General features: G+C 37.9%; 19 protein-coding genes. 5 read left to right on the plus strand and 14 right to left on the minus strand.

The window, feature by feature from the left end; translation table 11 throughout:
* Both ACILQF_RS01430 and ACILQF_RS01435 read right to left on the minus strand, forming a co-directional pair.
* On the minus strand, positions 1–2,477 hold a 2,477-nt coding region (locus tag ACILQF_RS01430), incomplete at its 3' end, for a 2-oxoglutarate dehydrogenase E1 component (RefSeq protein ID WP_395625626.1).
* Positions 2,478–2,657: 180 nt separating this feature from the next.
* Complete coding sequence (locus tag ACILQF_RS01435) at positions 2,658–4,097, minus strand: DASH family cryptochrome (protein WP_395625627.1); 1,440 nt, start codon at positions 4,095–4,097, stop codon at positions 2,658–2,660.
* A gap of 259 nt (positions 4,098–4,356) precedes the next feature.
* Here ACILQF_RS01435 and ACILQF_RS01440 point away from each other — a divergent pair, with 259 nt between their 5' ends.
* Positions 4,357–4,785, plus strand: a complete 429-nt coding sequence (locus ACILQF_RS01440; protein WP_395625628.1) for a CBS domain-containing protein — start codon at positions 4,357–4,359, stop codon at positions 4,783–4,785.
* A gap of 72 nt (positions 4,786–4,857) precedes the next feature.
* Here ACILQF_RS01440 and ACILQF_RS01445 read toward each other — a convergent pair whose 3' ends face one another.
* The 9 genes from ACILQF_RS01445 to ACILQF_RS01485 form a co-directional block, all read right to left on the minus strand.
* Positions 4,858–5,730 (minus strand): FKBP-type peptidyl-prolyl cis-trans isomerase, encoded by an 873-nt coding sequence (locus ACILQF_RS01445; RefSeq protein ID WP_395625629.1) that lies wholly within the window; start codon positions 5,728–5,730, stop codon positions 4,858–4,860.
* 12 nt (positions 5,731–5,742) lie between these two features.
* Complete coding sequence (locus ACILQF_RS01450; RefSeq protein ID WP_395625630.1) at positions 5,743–6,216, minus strand: FKBP-type peptidyl-prolyl cis-trans isomerase; 474 nt, start codon at positions 6,214–6,216, stop codon at positions 5,743–5,745.
* 121 nt (positions 6,217–6,337) lie between these two features.
* The gene (locus tag ACILQF_RS01455) at positions 6,338–7,648 is read right to left on the minus strand and encodes an ABC1 kinase family protein (protein ID WP_395625631.1); all 1,311 of its coding nucleotides are present in this window, start codon (positions 7,646–7,648) and stop codon (positions 6,338–6,340) included.
* 32 nt (positions 7,649–7,680) lie between these two features.
* The gene (locus ACILQF_RS01460) at positions 7,681–8,352 is read right to left on the minus strand and encodes a TetR family transcriptional regulator C-terminal domain-containing protein (RefSeq protein WP_395625632.1); all 672 of its coding nucleotides are present in this window, start codon (positions 8,350–8,352) and stop codon (positions 7,681–7,683) included.
* A 358-nt stretch (positions 8,353–8,710) separates the two neighbouring features.
* The gene (locus ACILQF_RS01465; RefSeq protein ID WP_395625633.1) at positions 8,711–10,501 is read right to left on the minus strand and encodes an acyl-CoA dehydrogenase family protein; all 1,791 of its coding nucleotides are present in this window, start codon (positions 10,499–10,501) and stop codon (positions 8,711–8,713) included.
* 106 nt (positions 10,502–10,607) lie between these two features.
* Entirely contained in the window at positions 10,608–11,786 is a 1,179-nt protein-coding gene (locus ACILQF_RS01470; RefSeq protein ID WP_395625634.1) for an acetyl-CoA C-acyltransferase, read from the minus strand.
* Positions 11,787–11,932: 146 nt separating this feature from the next.
* The gene (locus ACILQF_RS01475) at positions 11,933–12,301 is read right to left on the minus strand and encodes a four helix bundle protein (RefSeq protein WP_395625635.1); all 369 of its coding nucleotides are present in this window, start codon (positions 12,299–12,301) and stop codon (positions 11,933–11,935) included.
* A 66-nt stretch (positions 12,302–12,367) separates the two neighbouring features.
* The gene (locus ACILQF_RS01480; RefSeq protein ID WP_395625636.1) at positions 12,368–14,773 is read right to left on the minus strand and encodes a 3-hydroxyacyl-CoA dehydrogenase NAD-binding domain-containing protein; all 2,406 of its coding nucleotides are present in this window, start codon (positions 14,771–14,773) and stop codon (positions 12,368–12,370) included.
* Positions 14,774–14,784: 11 nt separating this feature from the next.
* Positions 14,785–15,249, minus strand: coding sequence for a MarR family winged helix-turn-helix transcriptional regulator (locus ACILQF_RS01485; RefSeq protein WP_395625637.1), 465 nt, complete (start codon positions 15,247–15,249; stop codon positions 14,785–14,787).
* 125 nt (positions 15,250–15,374) lie between these two features.
* Between ACILQF_RS01485 and ACILQF_RS01490 the strand changes: the two genes are divergently transcribed.
* The gene (locus ACILQF_RS01490; protein WP_395625638.1) at positions 15,375–15,773 is read left to right on the plus strand and encodes a hypothetical protein; all 399 of its coding nucleotides are present in this window, start codon (positions 15,375–15,377) and stop codon (positions 15,771–15,773) included.
* A gap of 22 nt (positions 15,774–15,795) precedes the next feature.
* Here ACILQF_RS01490 and ggt read toward each other — a convergent pair whose 3' ends face one another.
* Both ggt and ACILQF_RS01500 read right to left on the minus strand, forming a co-directional pair.
* A complete protein-coding gene (ggt, locus tag ACILQF_RS01495; protein WP_395625639.1) occupies positions 15,796–17,499 on the minus strand; it encodes a gamma-glutamyltransferase in 1,704 nt (567 codons plus the stop codon).
* Positions 17,492–19,258, minus strand: coding sequence for an AMP-dependent synthetase/ligase (locus tag ACILQF_RS01500; protein ID WP_395625640.1), 1,767 nt, complete (start codon positions 19,256–19,258; stop codon positions 17,492–17,494). The genes ggt and ACILQF_RS01500 overlap by 8 nt, the downstream gene beginning before the upstream one ends.
* 195 nt (positions 19,259–19,453) lie before the next feature.
* Here ACILQF_RS01500 and ACILQF_RS01505 point away from each other — a divergent pair, with 195 nt between their 5' ends.
* Positions 19,454–19,927, plus strand: coding sequence for a hypothetical protein (locus tag ACILQF_RS01505; protein ID WP_395625641.1), 474 nt, complete (start codon positions 19,454–19,456; stop codon positions 19,925–19,927).
* Positions 19,928–19,962: 35 nt separating this feature from the next.
* Here the strand turns inward: ACILQF_RS01505 and ACILQF_RS01510 are convergent, their stop codons facing one another.
* On the minus strand, positions 19,963–21,771 hold the full coding sequence (locus tag ACILQF_RS01510) for a M61 family metallopeptidase (protein ID WP_395625642.1): 1,809 nt from the start codon (positions 21,769–21,771) through the stop codon (positions 19,963–19,965).
* A gap of 268 nt (positions 21,772–22,039) precedes the next feature.
* Between ACILQF_RS01510 and ACILQF_RS01515 the strand changes: the two genes are divergently transcribed.
* Both ACILQF_RS01515 and ACILQF_RS01520 read left to right on the plus strand, forming a co-directional pair.
* Positions 22,040–23,107, plus strand: a complete 1,068-nt coding sequence (locus ACILQF_RS01515) for an efflux RND transporter periplasmic adaptor subunit (protein ID WP_395625643.1) — start codon at positions 22,040–22,042, stop codon at positions 23,105–23,107.
* Between the two features lie 47 nt (positions 23,108–23,154).
* Positions 23,155–24,463: efflux RND transporter permease subunit (locus tag ACILQF_RS01520; protein ID WP_395625644.1), on the plus strand; the 1,309-nt coding region annotated here is incomplete at its 3' end.

Genomic DNA, 24,463 nt, shown 5'->3' on the forward strand with positions numbered 1-24,463 from the left:
TCTAAACGAACAATTGCCACATCTTTTCTCTGGTCATTCTGCTGCTTGTCGAGAAGGTCATAATAAACCTTTCCACTACAAAAGAGAACACGTTTAACATCTGCTGCCTTTACAAAGCTATCGTCGATTACTTCCTGGAAATTACCTTTTGTAAACTCGTTGAGGTTACTTACACACTTCGGACTTCTCAACAAACTCTTCGGTGTGAATACAACTAGAGGTTTGCGGAAATCCCGCTTAAGCTGCCTACGTATTATATGGAACAGATTTGCAGGTGTTGTACAATTCGCAACCTGTATATTATCATCAGCACAAGCCTCCATAAAACGCTCTATCCTAGCCGAAGAATGTTCCGGTCCTTGCCCTTCAAAACCATGCGGGAGCAACATAACCAAGCCATTAGAGCGTTGCCATTTAGTTTCGGCACTGGTAATAAATTGATCGATTATTATTTGGGCGCCATTCACAAAATCACCAAACTGAGCCTCCCAAATGGTTAGAGCCATGGGATTTGCAAGCGCATAACCATATTCAAAGCCCAAAACACCGTATTCTGAAAGATGGGAATTGTAAATTTCAAATTTCGCTGTATCGGAATTCAACTGTGCTAATGGAATGTACTCTTCTTCAGAATCTTCCAAGGTTAACACAGCATGACGGTGCGAAAAAGTACCTCTTTCTACATCTTGACCACTGATACGTACTCTAAAGCCTTCCTGAAGCAAGGTAGCATAAGCTAATAATTCGCCCATTGCCCAATCAAATACTTTTGTGTCAGCCATTTTTCTACGCTCATCAAAAAGTTTCTCAATTTTCTTGAAAAATTTCTTTCCGCTAGGCAGTGTGCTAATGGCTTTCGCCAGGTCAAGCATTTCTTTTTCAGACACTTTCGTATCTACAGGCTCCAATATCGCTCCCTCTTTAGCTAACTTTAAGCCAGTCCATGTCCCACTAAAAATCTGATGAACCGCCGAATAGGTTTGATCCTCTTTGGCTTGATTTAATTTTTCCTGCAAAAGAGCACGGAAATCTTTTTCCATTTCTTTCGCCAGATTGGCATCAACAGTACCTTGATCTAATAATTTTTGGTTGTAAATTTCACGAGGATTTGCATGCTTTTCAATCGACTTATATAAAAGAGGTTGAGTGAATTTGGGCTCATCCGCTTCATTATGACCATAACGACGGTAACAAAGAATATCAATAAACACGTCATTATGATACTTCTGACGGTATTCAACCGCCATGTTTATGGCATAAACTATTGCTTCGACATCATCGCCATTTACGTGAAATACTGGCGAAAGGGTCACTTTTGCTAGATCGGTACAATATGTTGATGAGCGAGCGTCTTTGTAATTAGTTGTAAATCCAACTTGATTGTTAATTACAAGGTGAATGCTTCCACCCGTTCTATAACCGTCGAGCTTCGCCATTTGTAATACCTCATAGGTTATACCTTGGCCAGCTAAAGATGCATCCCCATGGATCAATATGGGTGCTATACGTTTGTAATCCCCTTCGTATTTAAAATCAATTTTCGAGCGTACCATTCCCTGCACTACCGAATCTACGGTTTCTAGGTGAGATGGATTAGGGCATAAACTAAGGTGAACATTCTTTCCTGAATCGGTTTTAATATCTGTAGAATAGCCCATGTGATACTTTACATCGCCACCAAATGGCGTGTTTGCATCGTATCCTTTACCTTCAAATTCGGAGAAAATATCTTTGTAAGTTTTCTGCATGATATTGGCTAAGACATTTAAACGTCCTCTATGCGCCATACCGATTACAAATTCTTCAATCCCAAGTTCGGCACCTTTGTGAATTACCGAATCCAAAGCAGGAATCACCGCCTCAGCACCTTCCAATGAAAATCTTTTCTGACCTAGAAACTTAGTACCTAGAAAATTTTCAAATACAACGGCTTCATTCAGCTTACTTAAAATTCTTTTTTTGGTGTCAGTATTGAAGTTTGGAGTATTTCGCTCCGATTCCATTCGGTGCTCGAACCATTTAAGTTTCTCCGGATTTCTAACGTATTTGTATTCAACACCTATGGATTGGCAATAGGTTTGCTCAACTAATGCTAAAATTTCTTTTAATGTTGCGGCACCAAGGCCAACTTCAACACCGGCATTAAAAACAGTATTAAGATCTGATTCTTCTAAACCAAAAGTACTAAGTTCCTTTCCTGGAAAGTAGGATCTGCGCTCACGAACAGGATTGGTTTTAGTGAACAGATGTCCACGTTGCCTATATCCATTGATAAGGTTTAAAACTTTGATCTCTTTAAGAAAATGATCGGGAGTTTCAGCACTAACAACTCCCGCTTGAGATCCACGACCAAAATCGAAACCTTCAAAAAATTTCTGCCATCCAAAATCTATGGCATTTGGGTCTTCTTTGTATGATTGATAAAGAGAATCGATGTATTCGGAATTCGCGTTACTGAGGTATGATAATTTGTCCATTTAAAAACAATGTCTTTTACGACACAAAAATAAGATTTAAAGCATAGAATCATGAAAATTAAGCGCTATTTTTTAATTAAACAACAGCACTTTTTCACAGAGGATTTGATCGTGAAATTAGGAAAAAATGTTTAAGAAACAGCTTGAAATGTTCAAATGAAGATAAGTCGAAAAAAAAACTTAGATTTTTCCTTTTGTAGCACCCAGTTCTGGCGCATAAATTGGCGCATTTACGAAGCTTTTTAATTGATATTCAGCACGTTCATTTTCAGAAAGCCTCCAAGGCTGATGAATATGACTTATACCTAGCGGGGCTAACTCAGGGAACCACAGCTTTACATATTCGCCTTGAGGGTCATAATCCAGCGCTTGTTTCAGCACATTGAAATACCTAAAAGGCCTAGGATCATTCCCAACCCCAGCGATATAAGCCCAATTCCCCCAGTTATTCGCCGGACAATAATCAATCAATTTCTCTTCAAAGTATGCTGCTCCCCACATCCAATTAACTTTAAGATCTTTAACTAGAAAGCTTGCCACATTTTGACGCCCTCTATTACTCATAAAGCCAGTAGCATTGAGTTCTCGCATATTTGCATCTACAAACGGAATTCCGGTTTCACCTTTTTTCCATAGCTCATAGTACTCCAATTGATTTTCACCTTCCTCAGGCGCAACACCTTTAAAACCAGTCTTTTGAAAGAATTTATTCCCGTACTTTTTGAACATGTAGCGGAAATAATCACGCCACAACAATTCGAGAAAAAGTCCGTAGGTAGAATCATTAGACCCATAAACTTGATCATATTTCTTTATCTCCCCATATACTTCACGCGGCGAGAGACATCCTAAAGCAATCCAGGCTGAAAATTTAGAGGAGTAATCTGCTCCTATTAAGCCATTTCTAGTTTGCTTGTACGTTTTAACGGAATTTGAGGTCCAGAAATAATCCTGCAATCTCTTTAAAGCCTCTGATTCTCCACCCTTAAATTTCATAACGGAGCGCTCATCGCTTGGCACTTCACCACTAATACCCAATTCAGACAGATCTGGAAGTTCACCATATTCCACATCTTTTGGGAAGCTCATCAAGCTTGGAGCTTCAAAACAGCTTCTTACAGCACTATCTCGTTCAATCTTTTTACGAAAATTGGTGAATACATCCGGAATATTATTAATTGGAAAGGGTAAATCTTCTTTATGATAAAGCGTATGCCCAATAAAATGCTTAAGATTAATCTTTAATTTCCATAGCGCATCTTCAACTAAAGCCGAAATCCCAGTTTCTTCAGAGGCCACTTCACGATGGTGAAATACCTCATATACATTATATTTTGAAACCAATTCGGGAAGAATTACTTCAGGCTTACCTACTCGAATAATCAGATCGCCACCCGCATTTTGAAACGACTTCCGTAAATCGGCTACACTCTCCAAAAGAAATTTAGTGCGAACAATACCTGTTTTAGAGGTATTAAATGGCGTTAGTTCAAAATGCCTTGGATCAAAGCAATAAACAGGAATGATATGATCACCCTTGCGTACAGCCTCAGACAAAATCTCATTATCGTGAATTCGTAAATCCTTTCTAAACCAAACTAAAATGGTTTTCCCGCTCATATATATTAAGGATTATCCTTGATTGCCTTTAAAAGAAGAATTTTTTCTTCTAAAAATTTAAGCAAAACTACGGTCTAGAATTGGTTTTATTGATCATTTTCTTGTAAGATTTTTGATAAATAGCAGTCTAGATATAATTGGCAATAATTTATTCGGAATTTATACGCTAAGCATTGGCAACTAGGAAGTTATTTTAAAAAAAATAGTCCTAATTAACCGATAATATTTAATTATATTTAGTTAGATAAAATATCCTACTATGAAAACAGTAAATAATATTATCCAAAACAACTTCAAATCGATAATTTCTGTAACCTCAGAAACCTCAGTATTAGATGCTTTAAAAGTGATGATGGATAAAAACATCAGTGCTTTACTTGTTATAGATGAATCTAAACTGAAAGGAATATTTACAGAAAGAGATTATGCAAGGAAAATTATTTTGCTCGGAAAATCTTCCAAAGAAACTAAAATTGCAGAGGTTATGACCGATAAACTCGTAACCATCGAGCTCAGCACAAGTATTGATCATTGTATGCATATTATGACTGAACGACGGATTAGGCATTTACCAATCCTTGAAAATGGCTTTCCAATTGGAATAATTTCAATCGGCGACCTTGTTAAATTTGTAATAGAAGATCAAAAACAAACGATAGAACAATTGCAGAATTATATCAGTAGTTAGTGCTACCCCTAACGCAAAGTCCGGAGTAACGAAAATTTTAATGACAAAACACTGGTCAATTTAGCCTGCCTACTATTTTACTTCTGTAACAGCAATATCAAAGTCAAGTGCAGAAAATGAAGGTATTGTTGGTGTACTGCCATTTAAGCCATAAGCCAGCGAAGAGGGAACAATCAAACGAATTGCACCACCTTGCTTAATTAAAGGCAATGCCTCTTTCCAACCTGTAACTAATGAATTTAATGTAAAAGTTGCTTCACTTCCAACAGCAGCTTTATCAAAAACAACTCCATTAAGTAATTTACCCGTATAGTTTGCCACGATAGTTGAACTCGTGCTTATCGAGCTTCCAGTTCCCGGCTGAGAAATTTTGTAGTATAAGCCACTTGAAGTTTTAGTAAAACCAGTCAGGGAGTTAGACTGCATATACTTTTTTATTGTAAAATCCTCATATTCGGCTATTTTAGCTAAATCTAAAACGCGAACCGTAATATCAAGGGATGTGTTGCCTGGGATGCTCCCTAAGCCATTTCGGCCATAAGCTTGACGCGATGGAACAATCATTCTAATGGTACCGTTCGACTTTTTCAATACTTCTTTTACACCCAAGCGGATAGCTTCAGGATTAAAATAACCTAGATAATTATAGTATCTATTAGAAACACTAAAAGTATCAATTGATAGATACTTGCCATCCAATGAGCGAGTTGTAATGATTGCGGGCACCATATCTGAATATTGCACTTCCGGACCGGTTCCTGGCGCCACTACCTGATAATAAATACCCGTACTTTGATATTCACTGACGTTTAATTTATTCTGTTGAATATACTCCTGAACATTTCTATCGTCAATTACATCAATTGTCTCATATTCTTTTTGACAAGAAATAAGGATTGTTAAAGATAAAAAAACAGGAAAAATGTATTTTAAAAATAGTTTCATTTCGTCTATATGTTATTGAACATCAATCAGTTCTATGTCAAAATCAAGAACTGAATTAGCAGGTATTTTACCAGCGGCACTAGTACCATAAGCGTATCCTGAAGGAATAAGCAATCTAATTTTTCCACCCTTTTGGATTAAAGGCACCCCTATTTGCCATCCAACGATTACATTCCCAAGTGGAAAAGCAAGAGGCTGGCTTATTGCTTGATCAAATACTGTCCCATCGAGCAATCTACCTGTATATTTTGCAGTAACCTGAGTGGTTGCAGTATAAGTTTTTGAGCCACTACCTGGATTTATAATCTGATAATAGACCCCACTTGAATGTTTAATTGCTGTTATCTTATTGTCAGCAACAAACTTCACAATTAAGGCATCCTCTAATTCCGCTTGCTTGGCAGGGTCAAAATCATCACTTTTCATGCATGAACCCAAAGTAAGGGCCATCATGAAAGATAAAATCAATAATTTATTAATCTTCATAATCCTGCAAATTTATCCTTTTAAATGTTAAAAAGTAAGGATTAACATTATTTAACAAAATAAATAGTTTAAAAACATGCTTGCGAAAGATAAATAACAAACAAAGATTGCAAAATACACGTTAAGAAACTATATTGATATGAGGTTTCCAAGTATCTGTTTTTACAGTTGCTCCAAGTTCACCGAGCATATTATACAGACCAAAATTAGTCCGATTTACATAAATAAAATGCTTAACTCCCCTTGCCTGCTTAAACTCGGGCATTTTGGCGATTCTTTCGCCATAATTATAGAGCTTTTCAAAATAACCTTTCTCATTAAAATTGAAAGTTTTCGACATATATGGTTGAGCAAAAAGCTCAATCATTTCCTTGTAAACCTGATAGAAAAACTCAATTTGCGATTCATTATCATTTTCACGGATCATTTCTAACTCACGGAAGGCTATAATCGTTTTTCCTTTATCTTGAAGCATATCCGTAGAGATTAAGGAAAAGAAAGGATTGTAAAAATCAATAGGCATTTCTTTAATACAACCAAAATCAATCACTCCCAATGTACCATCAGGCCTCATTAAGAAGTTGCCTGGGTGAGGATCTGCATGTACAGCTTTTAATTCATGCTGCTGAAAATTATAAAAATCCCAAAGTGCCTGCCCTATTTGGTTACGAATTTTTTGTGTTGGATTGGTTTTCAAAAACTCCTTGAGGTGCATACCGTCAAGCCATTCCATGGTAATGATTCGTTTCGACGATAAATCTGGGTAATAGGTTGGGAAAATAAGATTTGGAATATTTTTACAAGCCTCAGAAAACTCGATTGAGCGTTTAATTTCCAGATCATAGTCGGTTTCTTCCAGCAGTCGTTCTTCAACCTCTGTCATATAAACTTCAAGCTCCTTCTGACTCATTCCAAGCAAGCGAAAAGCAAATGGCTTCACCATTTTTAAATCAGATGAAATACTGTCTCCAACCCCTGGATATTGTATTTTAACAGCCAACTTCTTCCCATTAAGAACGGCCTGATGAACCTGCCCTATTGATGCAGCATTTGTAGATTTGATATTAAACTCATCAAAAATCTGGGCCGGCGACTTTCCGAAATATTTAGCAAATGTTCTTACAATAAGTGGCCCTGATAAAGGAGGCGCATTGTATTGCGATAGGGTAAATTGATCCACATAAGCTTTCGGAAGAATATTTTTATCCATGCTAAGCATCTGCGCAACCTTTAATGCACTTCCCTTTAGCTCACTTAAAGAAGTATAAATATCTGTCGCATTGTTGAGGTTTAACTCGTCTTTACTAAGATCAGGATTAAATAATCTTTTAGAGTAATGCTTTATATAATTACCACCAACCTTAAAACCTGTTTTAACAAATTTTGCTGATCGCTGTGTTTTTGAGGTGGGGATACTTTCTTGTTCTTTCATATTTCTTGGCGCTTGGCCAATAAAAATTGTAATTAAAACTTCATATTTTGTTTCATGCCACCGTTGTTCATCATGAACTTACCATAGTCAAGAAGACTATCGAGAGCAGATTTTTCAAATAGATCAAAAGTTACATTAATGCCTTTTTCGATAGCTTCGTCAGTCTTTTCAAAACCAGCACTGCTATCTTTAGCCCAGAAATTAAGGATGAAACCAAACTGCATCCATAGCGCATCCTTGTATTTGCCGGTAAAAAACTTCCTATCTGCCAGTTCGCCTACCTCAACACCTTGGTTAATAATTCCAGTAGCAAAGCCCTCAAAAATAGTTTTAACTCCTTTTAAAACGGACGGAGAACCTACTTTGGGACTTGAATTTTTAAGGCTATAAAGCACAAAGCTTCGCTTACTTTTAAGAAGTTCAATCAATGCATAGAAAAAAGCAAGGGCCTTCTCTCTTGAAGAGTATTGAGACCAAATTTCCTGATTTTCAACTTCAGTAAGCGCTTTCTGGCAAAGGCTTGTCCAGATAGATTGCTCAATTCCTTCAAAAGATCCAAAATGAGCATAAAACTCTTCCTCAGACATCTCATTTTCCTTTGCGAAAACGTACACAGAATTTGGCATGCGGCCCTGTGTTAACACATAGTCTACATAGGCATTTTGCAGTTCTTCTGCTGTAATTAAAGTCTTTTTCTTAGCCATTTTACAAATTATTTAGTCTTGATTATTAAAGCCTCTTTTCAAATTTACAGAATATTAACTCTTAGGGGAATGTAAAGCATTTTTGGATAATGAAGTACTGAAAAAATATTATTCAAAAAAGAAAACTCATATTTTTTTATTAGAAGCACAATCCAATTAGGCGAAACATGATTTCTTAGATCCACAAGGTTCAATTAAAATTTCTACAAATATCGGAAATACAATAGATAGGATTGTTTTCTACCGTTGAAATATTGTCATATTTCCAAAGAAAACAGACAGCATAGAAAACATTGACAGAATCATGATAAAGATTAATGCTCATCAGCAAAAAAGCTTGTGCTGATGAGCATTTATATTAATAACAGTATTTATTGGCGTCAATCAGCTGTTTGGCAACACGCTGTCTAACATCTTTGATATTAAAAGGTTCAATTTTCGTAAATCGACGAAGGCCTACAAGCATCATTCTCAGCTCATCGCCTTCTGCAAAAGAGCAAAGCGCTTCTTTACCGGCTATTGCCACCTTATCTACCGATTGATATAAATACATCCGCATCAAATCTAGCTGGCCCTTACAAGCATCTTCACCTCTCAATTTAACTAGTTTTTCTACACGAAGAATGGTCGACTCAAGTACATAAACATAACCGATAATATCAGCGATATTCATTAAAATTTCTTGTTCTTTAGAAAGAGTCATCATTAATTTTTGTACAGCGGCACCGGCAATCATTAATCCTGCTTTTTTAAGATTTTGTAATACTTTCTTTTCAGCGGCGAATGGAGTAGTATCTTCCTCAGCAAAATCAGGAATCGACATTAATTCGGATGCTACGGCTTGAGCGGGAGTCATTAGATCAAGCTCACCCTTCATGGCACGCTTCAAAAGCATATCTAGAATCAGCATTCGATTAATTTCGTTTGTGCCCTCAAATATCCTATTGATACGACTATCGCGATAAGCACGATCCATTGGCGCATCGGCAGAATAGCCCATCCCACCATAAACCTGAACACCTTCATCAACAATATAATCAAGCATTTCTGATCCCCAAACCTTTAAAATGGCACATTCTACAGCAAACTGCTCTGTAGATTTAAGCTTTGCTTGTGATGGATCCATTCCTTCTGCAACTAGTGCATCGTAGGCATCGTCTATATTTTGTCCTGCACGATAAGCTGCACTTTCTATTGCAAAATTCCTGCAGGCCATTTCGGAGAGTTTATAGCGGATAGCACCGAACTTTGAGATTGGCAAACCAAACTGAACACGCTCATTAGCGTAATTAATGGCATGATTTAAAACTCTACGCGAAGACCCAATTGCCGCAACTCCCAGTTTAATTCTACCAATATTTAAAATATTAACCGCTATTTTAAATCCATTTTGACGCTCTGAAAGTAAATTGGCGACAGGAACGGGGCAATCGTTAAAAAACACCTGACGTGTGGAGGATCCTTTAATTCCCATTTTATGCTCTTCAGGATTCATGGAAATCCCTCCAAAATCTTTCTCTACAATAAATGCAGAAAGATTTTTATCATCATCAATTTTTGCAAAAACGATAAAAATATCAGCAAATCCGGCATTGGTGATCCACATTTTTTGTCCGGTGATTAGGTAATGTGTACCCGCTTCATTAAGCACCGCTTTTGTCCTTGCCGAATTGGCATCCGAACCGGAGTTTGGCTCTGTCAGACAGTAGGAAGCCTTCCACTCACCGGTTGCCAGTTTCGGGATATATTTATCTTTTTGCTCTTGATTTCCATAATACAATATGGGCAAAGTACCAATCCCTGTGTGTGCTGAAAGAGCCACCGCAAATGAACACCCTGGTCCGACAGAATCAGCTACAAGCATTGATGTATTGAAATTTTTTCCAAAGCCACCATACTCTTCAGGAATTGAAACGGCCAACAAACCAAGCTCGCCAGCCTTGTCCATTAAACTAACCATCAAACCCTCTTCGAGCTTGTCAATTCTATCCAAATTGGCATAAACCTCCGATTCAAGAAAATCTTCGCAGGTTTTCTTGATCATCAGTTGCTCTTCATCAAACTCTTCAGGAATGAAAATATCTTCACATGCTGTTTCACGGATTATGAATTCTCCGCCTTTGATCGATTTATTTTTTAATGATTCCATATTTATATTGATTAAGGAATAAAGAGCAAAGAGTAAGGACTTATTAGGATTTTCTAACAAGTTTTTTCATTGTTCTTTATTCTTGGTTCTTTATTCTTGGTTCTTTCTACATTATTTCAAAAATCCCTGCTGCACCTTGTCCCGTTCCTACGCACATAGTTACCATTCCGAATTTCTTATCCCGCCTTTTCAATTCATTAAACAGTTGAACAGAAAGTTTTGCACCAGTACATCCAAGTGGATGCCCAAGGGCAATAGCACCACCATTCACGTTAACTTTGTCTTGGTCAAGGTTTAGCGCGCGTATTACAGCAAGCGACTGAGAAGCAAATGCTTCATTCAATTCGATTAAATCAAGATCATCCTGTTTCATTCCAGCCTTTTTGAGGGCAAGAGGAATGGCTTCTATCGGACCGATACCCATAATTCGGGGAGGCACGCCAGCAACACCATAACTTACCATTCGCGCAATAGGTTGTACATTTAGTTTTTTTAACATTCGCTCGGAAACGACTAGTACAAATGCTGCTCCATCCGATGTTTGTGATGAGTTTCCTGCAGTTACCGTACCGCCAGCAGCAAATACAGGCTTCAATTTTGCAAGTTTATCGATTGCGGTATCGGCTCTCGGACCTTCGTCGGTATCCACTACAAACTCTCTGATTTTCTGCTTTAGGTTTTCGTCCAAATAAGTTTCCTTCACAGTAATTGGAACCACACCATCCTTCAGGTGCGCATTCTTAATAGCTGCAATTGCTTTTTGGTGAGATTTGAACGAAAACTCATCCTGATCTTCACGATTCACGCTATATTCTTTGGCAACAGCCTCAGCTGTGAGTCCCATGCCCCAATACCAATCGGGATTATTTTTAGCAACGTCTGCATTGGGCACCAATTTCCATCCGCCAAAAGGCATACCCGACATCACTTCAACACCACCTGCAATAATACAATCGGCCATGCCAGATTTTATTTTTGCAGTTGCAATAGCAATAGTTTCTAAACCCGAAGCACAGTACCTATTTACCGTAACCCCAGGCACTTTATCCGTATTTAAACCCATCAAAGAAATCATCCTTGCAATGTTTAGTCCCTGCTCAGCCTCAGGCGTAGCATTTCCAACAATTACATCATCAATTTCATCTTTATCCAAATTTGGGACTGCCGCCATCAAATGCTTGACAACATCTGCCGCGAGGTCATCGGCACGTGTAAAACGAAATACGCCGCGGGCAGACTTTCCAACTGCTGTTCTATATGCTGCGATTATATATGCTTGTTCCATGATTAGTAGTTAGTAATTAGTAGTTAGTATTTAGTACTAACTACATTATGCTTAAATTTAGATTTAATGGAGTAATTCATTTTCTGAAATCCTTCATTTGTATTGTTAATTGATCAAATTCTTCAACTAATAAATTAGGTTTAGTACTAAGTTCCATCTGCTTTTTTCTTAAACTTAGATTGAATCGAGTAATTCATTTTTTGAATTTCCTCAATTTGTATTGTTAATTGATCTAATACTCCAACTGATAAATAATTTAAATTTTTCGATATGATTAATTGTGTTTCCAATTCATACGAAGAAGCTTGCGCAATTGACAAAAAATGGAGAAACTCTTTATCTGAATTTCTTCCAGCCCCTTCAGCAATGTTAGAAGGAATGGAAACCGCTGCACGATTTATTTGAGAAACTAAACCAAATTTCTCAACAGATGGAAAAGAACGCGTCGATAAATATATCGAGGTAACTAAATCAATTGACTTTTGCCACAATTTCAACTCTTTATACTTGTGCATTTTTAAAAATTTGACCGATCTGATTTCTAACTACTCAGTACTAACTACTATATACTCCCTTCTCATCTAATTCCTCAAAGCCTTCCCCTTAGTTAAAATACTTTGAATACGCTCCAAAGTTTTTCGTTCACCACAAAGTGAAAGGAATACTTCTCTTTCTAAATCGAGCAAATATTGTTCTGAAACTAGGGTTGGCTGCGATAAATTACCACCACACAAAACGTAGCCCAATTTTTCAGAGATTTTTTTATCATGCTCTGAGATAAAATTCCCTGCGTACATCGAATTCGCTCCTGCATAAACAATCCCTAAACCCTGCTTACCTAAAACTCGAATATCTTTACGTCTAAGCGGCTGTGTATAACCATTGTGAGCGAGTTCTAGCGCTTTGTTTTTAGCATCAATAATCAAGCGGCTGCGGTTCATCGTGATTCCGAACTTATCCTTTTGTAGGTAACCAAGTTCAAATGCCTCCCTGCCAGAGGTAGAAACTTTAGCCTGACCGATTGTTAAAAAGCGATCTCTAAGTGCTACTTGCTCGATTTGACCCTCTTTAAACTCATCCGAAAGTCGGAGGGCGAATTCTTTAGTCCCGCCACCCCCAGGAATTAAGCCTACACCAAATTCTACCAAACCCATATAGGTTTCGGCATTTACTTGAACAAAATCTGCATGCAAACACAATTCACAACCACCACCAAGGGTAAGATTGTGAGCTGCAGCAACCACAGGAATACTCGAATAGCGCATCCGCATCATCGTATTTTGGAACATGCGGATAGCCAAATTTATTTCATCCCAATCCTGCTCAATGGCAGCCATAAATATCATCCCAATATTAGCACCTGCCGAGAAATTAGCACCATCATTACCAATTACTAAGCCTCTAAAATCTTTTTCTGCAAGGTCAATAGCTTTGTTCAAACCCTGAATAACTTCCCCACCTATGGTATTCATTTTTGTATGAATTTCAAGGTTTAAGATCCCATCACCGAGGTCAGTGATGGTAGTGCCTGCGTTTTTCCAAATGGTATTGTTAGCGCGAATATTATCTAAAATCAGAAACGCCTCAGACCCTGGAACCACCCTATAAGCCTTAGAAGGAATATCATAATATTTTTTAACACCATTTTCAACCTTATAAAAGGAATCATGACCGGCAGCAAGCATTTCATGCACCCAAGGGGCAGCTTCATTACCGTTCTTCTTCATTCCCTCGAGGGCAGTTTTTACATCAAGTACATCCCAAACTTCAAAGGGACCGAGTTCCCAGCCAAAACCTGCTCTCATTGCATCATCTACGCGATACAACTCGTCGGAAATTTCAGGAATACGATCTGAAACATATTCAAAAAGACCGAAGAAAGAGGTCCGGAAAAACTCCCCAGCTTTATCTGTACCAGCCGCGTAAACCTTCATTCGCTCACGCAAATTATCAACCAGTTTGCATGCTTCAAGCGTTGGGGATTTTACTTTTTGCTGCGCTTTATATTCTAAAGTTTTAAGGTCTAGAGCCAGAATTTCTGATTTCCCATCAGCACCCTTCACTTTTTTATAAAAACCCTGCTTTGTTTTATCGCCAAGCCAATGATTTTCCTGCATCTTTTTCACATAATCGGGAAGTTCAAACAGTTGATGTGCTTTATCATTGGGAAGGTTATTAAATAAACCACCAGCTACATTAATCATGGTATCTAAGCCCACTACATCTGTGGTTCGGAAAGTGGCCGATTTGGGTCTTCCCAACACGGGACCAGTATATTTATCAACTTCTTCAACCGTTAGGTCCATTTTTTGTACCATATGAAGAAGGGCCATAATGGAGTAAACACCTACTCTATTAGCTATAAAAGCGGGCGTATCCTTACATAAAACGGTAGTTTTTCCAAGAAATTTATCCCCGAAATGCATGAAGAAATCAATCACATCTGGAGTAGTTTCAGGAGTAGGAATTATTTCAAGTAGGCGGAGGTAACGTGGCGGATTGAAGAAGTGTGTTCCACAAAAATGAGCCCTGAAATCATCTGTCCGTCCTTCAGACATTAAATGAATCGGAATCCCGGAAGTATTGGAGCTTATTAGAGTCCCAGCAGTTCTATATTTTTCTACCTGATCATAGATCAACTTTTTGATTTCAAGCTTTTCAACAACCACCTCAATAATCCAATCGCAAGCAGCAATTTCCTTCATGTTATCATCGAAGTTACCTGTCGTGATATTTGAAACTACCTTTTTTGAAAAAACTGCGGATGGATTTGATTTTAAAGTCGTGTCGAGGGCTGCATTAACAATGCGATTTCGAACGGTTTTATGGTTCAGATCAAGCCCTTTTGCTTGTTCATCAGGATTCAATTCCTTTGGAGAAATATCTAATAAGAGCACTTCAAGCCCAATATTGGCGAAGTGACAAGCAATTCGAGACCCCATTATTCCCGAACCTAATACTGCAACTTTTCTAATCACTCGTTTCATATCTTTTCAATTCAAGCCTCACCTCTCGAAGGTTCCGAAAAGTGAGGCTGAGGTTTATAATCAGCGGTTAGTTGATTTATTTTGTTTAATGTTTTTATTAACTGAAGTCTATCCTTATCAGAAATATGAGTATTTAAATACTCATTAAAACTGCGCACAACACCTTTTGCCAATTGCCGTTTCTCTTTCCCGAAGGGGGTCAAAAATATCTTTACCGATCTTTTATCCTTCGGATCAATCTCTCTAAAAATGAGGCCTAACTCCTCCATGTTTTTTAGGATCCTTGACAAACTTGTTGACTTCACCCCTGATAAAGCGGCAATTTGCGATACCGCAGTGCCCTCTTCATGAATATTGATTAGCATGTATCCTAGGGCTTGTGTAATCCCGAAATCGGAGGCAATCTGATTATATTTATTGGCAACCGTTTGCCAAACAATCTTTAAAAAAAAATCTACAGTTTCTTCAGGCTTCATTTCAATTTACTATGCAAGCATAGCAAATTTATTAATAAGAAATTTATAATGCAAGTGAAAAATCATATTTATTCGAAGATTTGAAGGGTTTTTTTAAGCAATTTTAAGCTTAGCTTTGTAAAAGGATGAAGAAAAATAAATTATACCTTTTTATTATTTCTATTGTAATTATTGCAGCAATGCTTTGGAGTGCGCTGAGTACTCCGGGAGTTAAGGATTTGAATGGAAATTTAAGGGAAACTGCCTTTCTTAGAAATGAGCAAAACACAGGACCGATAGTCCGAATTTATGCCGTAACTATGGATGAAGAAAACTGGGAATCCATGGAGAAATATGGCAATTATATGCCTCACAATAAATATGGCACTACGCGCGTATATTTTTTTCTTAGCGACAATCCTTTTCGCGGAAAGCTACAAATCGAGGACCAAAACATAGAAAAGACCTATCAAAAACAATGTATCGCGCTTTATGAAAAGGATGGCATGAGCCAAACATCCCTTGTAAAATACCCGTTCAGATAGCCATAAGAATTACAGTGATCAACTACCAACCTAATTTGGTATCATCGCCACGAGGGTCTGCCCCACCCTCATAATAACCCCATTTAGTTTTTAAGATTGCATCTACTCGACCGATTGCCTTTCTTTCTCTGAATTTATAGCCCTTTCCTTCAAGCTTAACCCTTACCAAGCTGTCAAAGCCGCCATTCTCAATTAGCACTTCATCGGGCAGCCATTGATGATGAAACCTCTTGGCGTTTACTGCCCTTTGCATGCTCATATCAAATTCGATTGTATTCAAAATTGTTTGAAAAACGGAGGTGATGATGGTAGATCCACCGGGAGTGCCTACAACCATAAAAAGGTCGCCATTTTTTTCAAGAATGGTAGGAGTCATGGAGCTCAGCATTCTTTTTCCGGGTTCAATAGCATTCGCCTCGCCACCTAGGAGTCCGAACATATTTGGTGTTCCTGGCTTTACCGAGAAATCGTCCATTTCATTATTCAGTAAAAATCCGGCACCATTTACAAAAACCATTGAGCCATAGCCCCCATTGAGCGTTGTAGTTACAGCTACTGCATTCCCTTGGCGGTCGACTATAGAAAAGTGTGTAGTTTCCTCACTCTCTATAGGGGCTTCACCAGCTTTGATATCAGAACTTAAAGTGGCTCTATTCCAATTAAAATTACCCATTCGCTGTGTAGAGTAGCTGGGATTAATCAGATACTTTTGAGGCACTTTATAAAAATCAGGATCACCCAAATGGGTTGCTCTATCCGCATAAACGCGTCTTTCTGCCTCAACTAGAAGCTGAATGGTTGAATCTGAATTGAAACCATATCGTTTTAAGGGATAGCCTTCTACAGAGTTTAGCAATTGCAATAATGCAATTCCACCACTTGAAGGAGGGGGCATAGTTATTATCTTATAATCCTTGTAATTTCCTACTAGAGGATCACGCCACTGAGCTTGGTAATTTTTAAGATCCTCTTTAGTGATTAAACCGCCACCCTTTTGCATTTCGGCAACAATGAGATCAGCCACTTCACCAGAATAGAAACCATCGCGACCTTTATCACGAATCAATTGCAGGGTTTTGGCAAGATCTTTTTGAGCCCATAGTTCACCTTTAGTCCATTTATCTTTTATAAAATAAGTTTTTCCAGGATTATACTTCTTGATTGATTTTTGCATCCCAGCAAACTCCCTCGCCTGACTTTCGGTGATAGAAAAGCCATTTTGAGCAAGATTTAGAGCAGGTTGTACAACTTCTGCCCAGCTTAGTTTACCAAATTTAGCATGGGCCTTCACCATCCCATCTACACTGCCAGGAACACCTGCTGCCAAATGACCAAAAATGCTTTTCTCTGTAATGGCATTTCCTGCAGCGTCGAGATACATATCGCGTGTAGCTTTTCCCGGGGCTTTTTCCCTGAAATCTAAGCTTGCAAGTTCGCCCTTTGCAGAGCGGTAAACGAGAAAACCACCGCCACCAATATTTCCGGCATCTGGATAAACTACTGCCAATGCAAACTGCACCGCAACTGCCGCATCTATTGCATTTCCACCCTTTTTAAGGATATCAAGACCTACTTTTGATGCCTCTGGATGAGCAGAAACTACCATTCCATTTTTGTATTGTCCACTGTTATTCCTACCTGTTTGTCCGCCAACACAAGCCGTTAAAAACAAACTGAAGGTGCACAGAATCAATAAATTTGACAGGTTTTTAATATTCTTATCCATTATTATAAATTTTCTCAACTTGATCTATATATTTCTGTAAAATAACTTTTCTTTTTAGGCTTAACTTCGGCGTTAACTCGCCTCCGTCAATACTCCATTCATTGTACAATAATTCAAATTTTTTCACCTTTTCCCAATTCCCGAAATCCTGATTAAAATGATCAATTACCGATTGTATTTTATCAATGACGCGCTGATTTTTAATCATTTCCTCATTAGTGGTGTATGGAATATCGGACCTTGTGCACCAAGCGGATAATGCCGGAAATGAAGGTAAAATTAATGCTGCGGGGAAGCGCTCATTTTCGCCAATCACAATCACTTGCTCAATGTATGGAGATTCTTTAAACTTGTTTTCTAACACTTGAGGAGCGATATACTTCCCCCCTGCTGTTTTAAAAATCTCCTTCTTTCGATCGGTAATACGAAGGTAAACACCATCCACAAACTCACCAATATCGCCAGTATGGAAGAAACCATCTTTATCAATTACCTCATCACTTAAGTCGGGACGATTATAATAGCCCCTCATCACATTAGGCCCTTTGCATAAAATCTCCCCATCTTCAGCAATTTTAACCTCTACATCCTTAATAACTTTGCCTACTGTTGTAAATTTTGCAGCTCCAGGATCAAGACCATTCACTGCGATAACCGGCGATGTTTCTGTTAAGCCGTAGCCCTCAAGGACTGGCATTTTAGCGGCCCAAAACACACGAGCTAACCTAGGCTGCAAAGCAGCGCCGCCCGAAACTAATGCCATAATATTTCCTCCTAAAGCTTCACGCCATTTCGGGAAAATAATTTTATTGGCAATTTTAAGCTGTAATTCATAAAAAAAGCCGTTTTTGCCCTCTAACTCATACCTAAGTCCCAAATTGAGTGCCCAGAAGAATAATTGTTTTTTAATTCCTGTCAGTTCTGCCCCTTTTGCCACAATACGATCGTACACTTTTTCAAGCAAACGTGGAACGGTGGTAAAACCGTGTGGCTTCACTTCTATAAGATCCGCGGCAATGGTATCCATACTTTGAGCATAGTAAATTGAGATTCCCAAATAAAAATACATGTAAAAAACCATGCGTTCAAAGATGTGAGAAAGAGGCAGAAAGCTTAAAGCTTTTGCGAAGTTTTTAGGATACATCACAGAGGAGGCAATGCAATTACTAACTAGATTATCATGCGTCAGCATAACCCCCTTGGGCGTTCCGGTAGTACCAGAAGTGTAAATTAATGTTAGTAGGTCATCCGGTGTGATTCGATCACGATAGACTTGTAAATCTATCGGTTCTGAACGATCGGCCAACTCAGACAATTCCATCCAATGCGGAACCCCTTCCATTTTGTCGAAACTATAGATATCGAACTCAAGAGAATCTTTAGTCCGAACCTTATCTAGTTTATCAAATAATATTTTATCAGAAACGAATACGATTTTAACATCAGCATCTTTCAAAATGAATTTTATATCATTCTCGGCCAATGTTGGATACATAGGAACCTGTGTTGCGCCAATCTGCATGATACCAAAATCACAAATATTCCATTCAGGTCTATTTGGTGACATGATGGCTACCTTATCATCCTTTTTAATTCCACTGGCAATCAAACCGCGACTTAATCCGTTTACTAGGCCAACAAATTTTTCGGTTGAATATTTAACCCAAAGACCATCCTGCTTGGCTGCCACCATATCATCCTTCTGAAACTTATCAAGTGAGAGCTGTAGAAGATCAAAAACGCGTGTTATTTGTGCCATAAGAACAATGATTTTATCAGTTAATTCAGCAAAATAGCTAAAAATATGAGTACTGTCAATAAGAATTATTTTAGTTAGTGCTTTTTAGCTGATGAAGGAATTGATTTATACCCTTTTAATTTACAAAAATAATTTTTTGCCCCAAATACTTGTTGGCATTGTATTTGAATGACCCGAAGGATGAAAAAAGAAATTATGAAAAAACTACTTTTACTAAGCTTTACTGTTGCATTTTTGATGTTAGCAAACACGAATGCACAGGCGCAAACTTATGAAAACACCATTGGTGTTCGATTAGGTCCATACAATGGAATAAACTACAAAACCTTTTTAAATTCAAATAAGGCGCTTGATCTAAATTTGTCGTTCAGAAATAATGAAGACTTCAATCGACTTTTCTTCACCGCACTTTATGAAGTTCATAATCCTATTGAGGGGGCACCCGGACTATTATGGTTTTATGGCGGAGGTGGAAGTATAGGGTCATACAAAAGAAAAGATTTTGATGGCGATTTATTCTTTAGTGCCGATGGAGTTATAGGCTTAGATTACAAAATTGAAGGAGCACCAATTAATTTTGCAATGGACTGGCGACCAAGATTAGAAATTACACCCAATTCAGACTTACGCTCTAATGATCTAGGATTGGCAATCAGGTTTACATTTTAATAAAAAAGCAGCCCGAGGGCTGCTTTTTTGTTTAACTATTTAAGCATTAGCCATCTCTTCTTTACCGCTATCTGCGATGGAGTGGCCGTATCAAGGCTTACCATTCTAAACTTATGACTCGGGTTTCTAAGAAGTGTCACGTCGATGCTTAATAATTCACCATCACGATTAATAAGAACCTTTATTTTATCACCAACCTGCTTCGTGCTGATAAATTTGTTTACTTCTGTTAAACGAGGATCTGAAACATTATTAATTCGCTGATCGTCCATTGCAAGAATTTCGTCATTTACATTTAGGCCTGATATCCAAGCCGGACTTTCACGTAAAACACTGGTAACGATTATTTTTCCATCGCGAAGACTTGTATTGGCTCCCAAATACGCCTCTTTTCCTGATACAGCATCATCAACCAAAGATAAGCCAGCATAATTTAAGTACTTATTATAGTCAATAGTTTTTACCCCATTGATGTAATTAGCGTAAATATCATCAAAAGATTTACCAGCAATCTTCTCTGCCATTGCCTTGAATTCCGCATCAGTATAACCTCTAGATTTCTTTAGATAATATTCTTCATACATCGCTTTCATTACTTCATCAAGCCCCGATTTACCTCCTGAAGAATGAATGATCTCCAGATCCATAATTAAGGCAATCAAAGCCCCTTTGCTATAATAAGAAATGGTAGAATTAGCCGAGTTTTCATTTGGACGATATTGTTTAATCCAAGAATCAAAACTTGCCTGACTCACAGGATCCACACGGTTACCCGGTTGGTTTTCAACCTGGCCTATCAAATTGGCTAGATTGGCAACGTAGCGCTCCGGACTTAGTAGGCCGGCTCTTTTTGTATAGATATCCTGATAATAGGCTGTGAAACCCTCAGCTATCCACAAATTAGTAGTGTAGTTTTCAGCCTCATAATTAAATGGCCCTAAAGCAATTGGACGCAAACGCTTTACATTCCACAAGTGAAAATACTCATGCGAAACAAGGCTCAAGAATCTTAATCGTCCCGCTTCTGTGTCATAAGAGTTACGACTTGCACCTAAAACCGTCGAATTTAAATGCTCTAGTCCGCCGCCACCAGAATTAAAATTATGTACAATAAAAACATATCTTTTATTCGGGTTTACCCCAAAAGTTTTAGTCTGCTCCACGATAATTTTAGCCATATCACGCTTTAATATTTCAGGATCATAATTGCCCCCACCATACATGGCTACCTCATGTTTAACACCCGCAGCATCAAATTCAAAAACATCCTGATTACCAATTTCAAACGGAGAATCATAAAGTATATCAAAATCTGGTGCAACAAAGGTATTCGCACTAGATCCAAGCAATTCAAGACCCGTAGATATTTTTGTCCAGTTTTTATAAGGCTTAATTGTGATGGTAGAAGCTTTATTGATATGCCCTTCAGGGTACATAAATATTCCGGTTGGCGATAAAAATGCGTGAGACTCATCTACAAAACTAGTGCGTACGGAAATTTCAAAAGCGTAAACACGATAAGTAACTTTTACCTGACTGCTACCTTGAGTATTTACTCGCCAAGTATTTTTATTAATTTTTTCTGCATTGAGCGATGTCCCACCAACATTCAGAGCACTAAAAGACTCTACATTTTTGGCAAACTCCCTAATTAAATATGACCCAGGAGTCCAAACAGGCATTTTCAAATCGATATAAGGAGATTTTATACCTGAGATTTCCATTGCCACATCCACATAATGTGCTTGAGGTTCCGAGAATGAAACTTCAAAAGCAATTTTATTTTGCGCACTCAAAGTAGTAGTAATCATTGTAATAAGTAATAAGGATATTAAATGTTTCATAAACGAATAATTAATGATTTTTGTCAAAAATAACTTTTTAATACATTTCTTAGTAGTTATTAAATTAAAGGCTGTAAAATAAATGCTACATTAACCCAAAATACAAGGTTTAAAAATAGATTTGTATATTAATGATACTGGATTCCCCTCACAAATCAATCGTTTTTAATCCGACATTGATTTGAAAATCCTCAATAATATTCTGATTATCAAGTAACTATAATCAAAAAAATATTTTTAATTAAAAATAAAGAAAAATAAATATCAAATGAAATTAAAGTATATCATCTATCTGCTCTTAGCAATTCTAATTGGCGGAGCTATTGCCTATCGTTTCGGGAAAAATAAAGCACAGCAATCTGCTTCGGGAGGTCGCGGACCAGGCGGACCGGCATCGGCTTTAAAGGTAAATGGCATTGTAGTTAAAAACGAGAATTTCTCCAATTCGCTTTCTGTCTCCGGATCAATTGAAGCGAATGAACAAGTTGATATACGCAGTGAAATTTCAGGACTTGTAACGTCAATTCAATTTAAAGAAGGCAGCGCTGTTAGCAAAGGTGAGATTTTACTTAAGATCAATGATCTTGAACTACAAGCACAATTATCCCAAGCATTAACGAGGCAAAAACTGGCTCAAGAAACAGAATTCCGTGCAGCCATGCTCCTCAAAAAAGAGGCAATTAGTGCCGAAGAATACGATGTTGCACTGGCTGAACTTAAATCATTACAATCACAAACTCAACTCATTAGAGCCCAGCTTTCCAAAACATTGATTCGTGCACCATTTAGCGGAAAAATAGGCTTGCGCTCAATTTCTGCAGGCGAATACATTACTCCCGCCAGCAATATCGCCCGCTTGGTAAGTACCAATCCGGTAAAGATTTTGTTTTCTATTCCTGAAAAATATGCCGGAACAATCAAAATGAATACTGCAATTACATTTACTGTTGCTGGATCAAAGAATGTTTATACTGCAACTGTTTATGCTATCGAACCGGGCATAAATATTTCCACTCGTACCTTACAGTTGAAAGCGAAGGCCTCCAATTCTAATGGCGAATTACTGCCGGGTTCATTTGCAAAAATTGACTTACCATTAACTAATACAAACGATGCTATTTTAATTCCGACTGAGTCCGTGATTCCCGTTTTAATGGGGAAAAAAGTTTTTATCAGCTCAAATGGAAAAGCGAAGGAAGTGATGGTTGAAACTGGAACTAGAACTGAGAAATCCGTTTTAATTAGCTCTGGTTTGAGTGTTGGCGATACGGTACTAACTACTGGAATCATGTCTTTGAAAAATGATGCTCCTGTTCAAGTTACAGTGGTCAATTAATATGCTTGAAAAATCAGGGCAGTTTTTAAATTAAAAATATTAGAACAATGAGTTTATCCACCACCAGTATAAAAAGGCCTGTATTAGCGATTGTAATGAATCTATTACTGGTCCTTTTCGGAATCATCGGATTTAATTTTTTAGGTGTACGAGAATATCCATCAATCGACCCGCCCATTGTTTCGGTACGTACTAGCTACCCTGGAGCCAATTCAGACATCATAGAATCTCAAATAACAGAGCCTTTAGAAAAAGCAATTAATAGTATTGAGGGAATTAAAAGTGTGAGTAGTTCTAGTAATCAAGGAACTAGCAATATCAATATCGAGTTTAACTTGGAGAAAGATCTCGAAGAGGCTGCAAATGATGTAAGAGATCGTGTTTCCCAGTCTGTACGTCAATTACCCAAAGATATTGATGGTTTGCCTGTAGTATCAAAAGCGGATGCAAATTCTGAAGCAATCCTGTCTATGACACTTCAGAGCAATAAAAGGAATCAACTAGAGTTAAGCGATTATGCTGAAAATGTTATTTCTCAGCGTCTACAAACCATACCTGGAGTAAGTGGTGTGCAAATTTGGGGGCAGAAAAGATATGCCATGCGCATTTGGATTGACCCTGCGAAACTCGCTGCCTATCGCCTTACCGCTTTAGACGTAAAAAATGCACTCGACAGAGAAAACGTAGAGCTCCCATCAGGAAAAATCACGGGTAATTCGACCGAATTATCTGTAAAAACCTTAGGTAATTTAGCCAATGAAGAGCAATTTAACAATTTAATCATCCAAAGTTCGGGAGACAATACAGTTCGCCTAAGAGATATAGGAACCGCTATTTTAGGCCCTGAAAATGAAGAAACCATGCTTCGCCAGTCGGGAACCCCAATGATTGGGATAGCGATACAGCCACAACCAGGGGCTAATTACCTTGAAATTTCAAAAGAATTTTACAAGCGATATGAACAATTAAAAAAAGACCTCCCAGAAGATTTTGCAATTGACATTGCATTAGATACGACCATTTTTATCCAGAGATCCGTAACCGAGGTGGCCGAAACCATATTAATTTCACTCATCCTAGTAATCATCATTATATTTTTGTTCTTCCGCGATTGGAGCATGGCATTTAGACCATTGATAGATATTCCTGTTTCCTTGATTGCTACATTTTTTATTATGTACCTCTTTGGATTTTCCATTAACGTATTAACCTTGCTCGCCATTGTACTCGCAACTGGATTAGTGGTAGATGATGGAATTGTAGTCACAGAGAATATCTATAAAAAGGTAGAAGAAGGATATAGCCCAATTGAAGCTGCAATTAAAGGCTCCAATGAAATATTTTTTGCCGTTATTT

This window comes from Daejeonella sp. (genome assembly GCF_044232565.1).
Classification (GTDB): domain Bacteria; phylum Bacteroidota; class Bacteroidia; order Sphingobacteriales; family Sphingobacteriaceae; genus Daejeonella.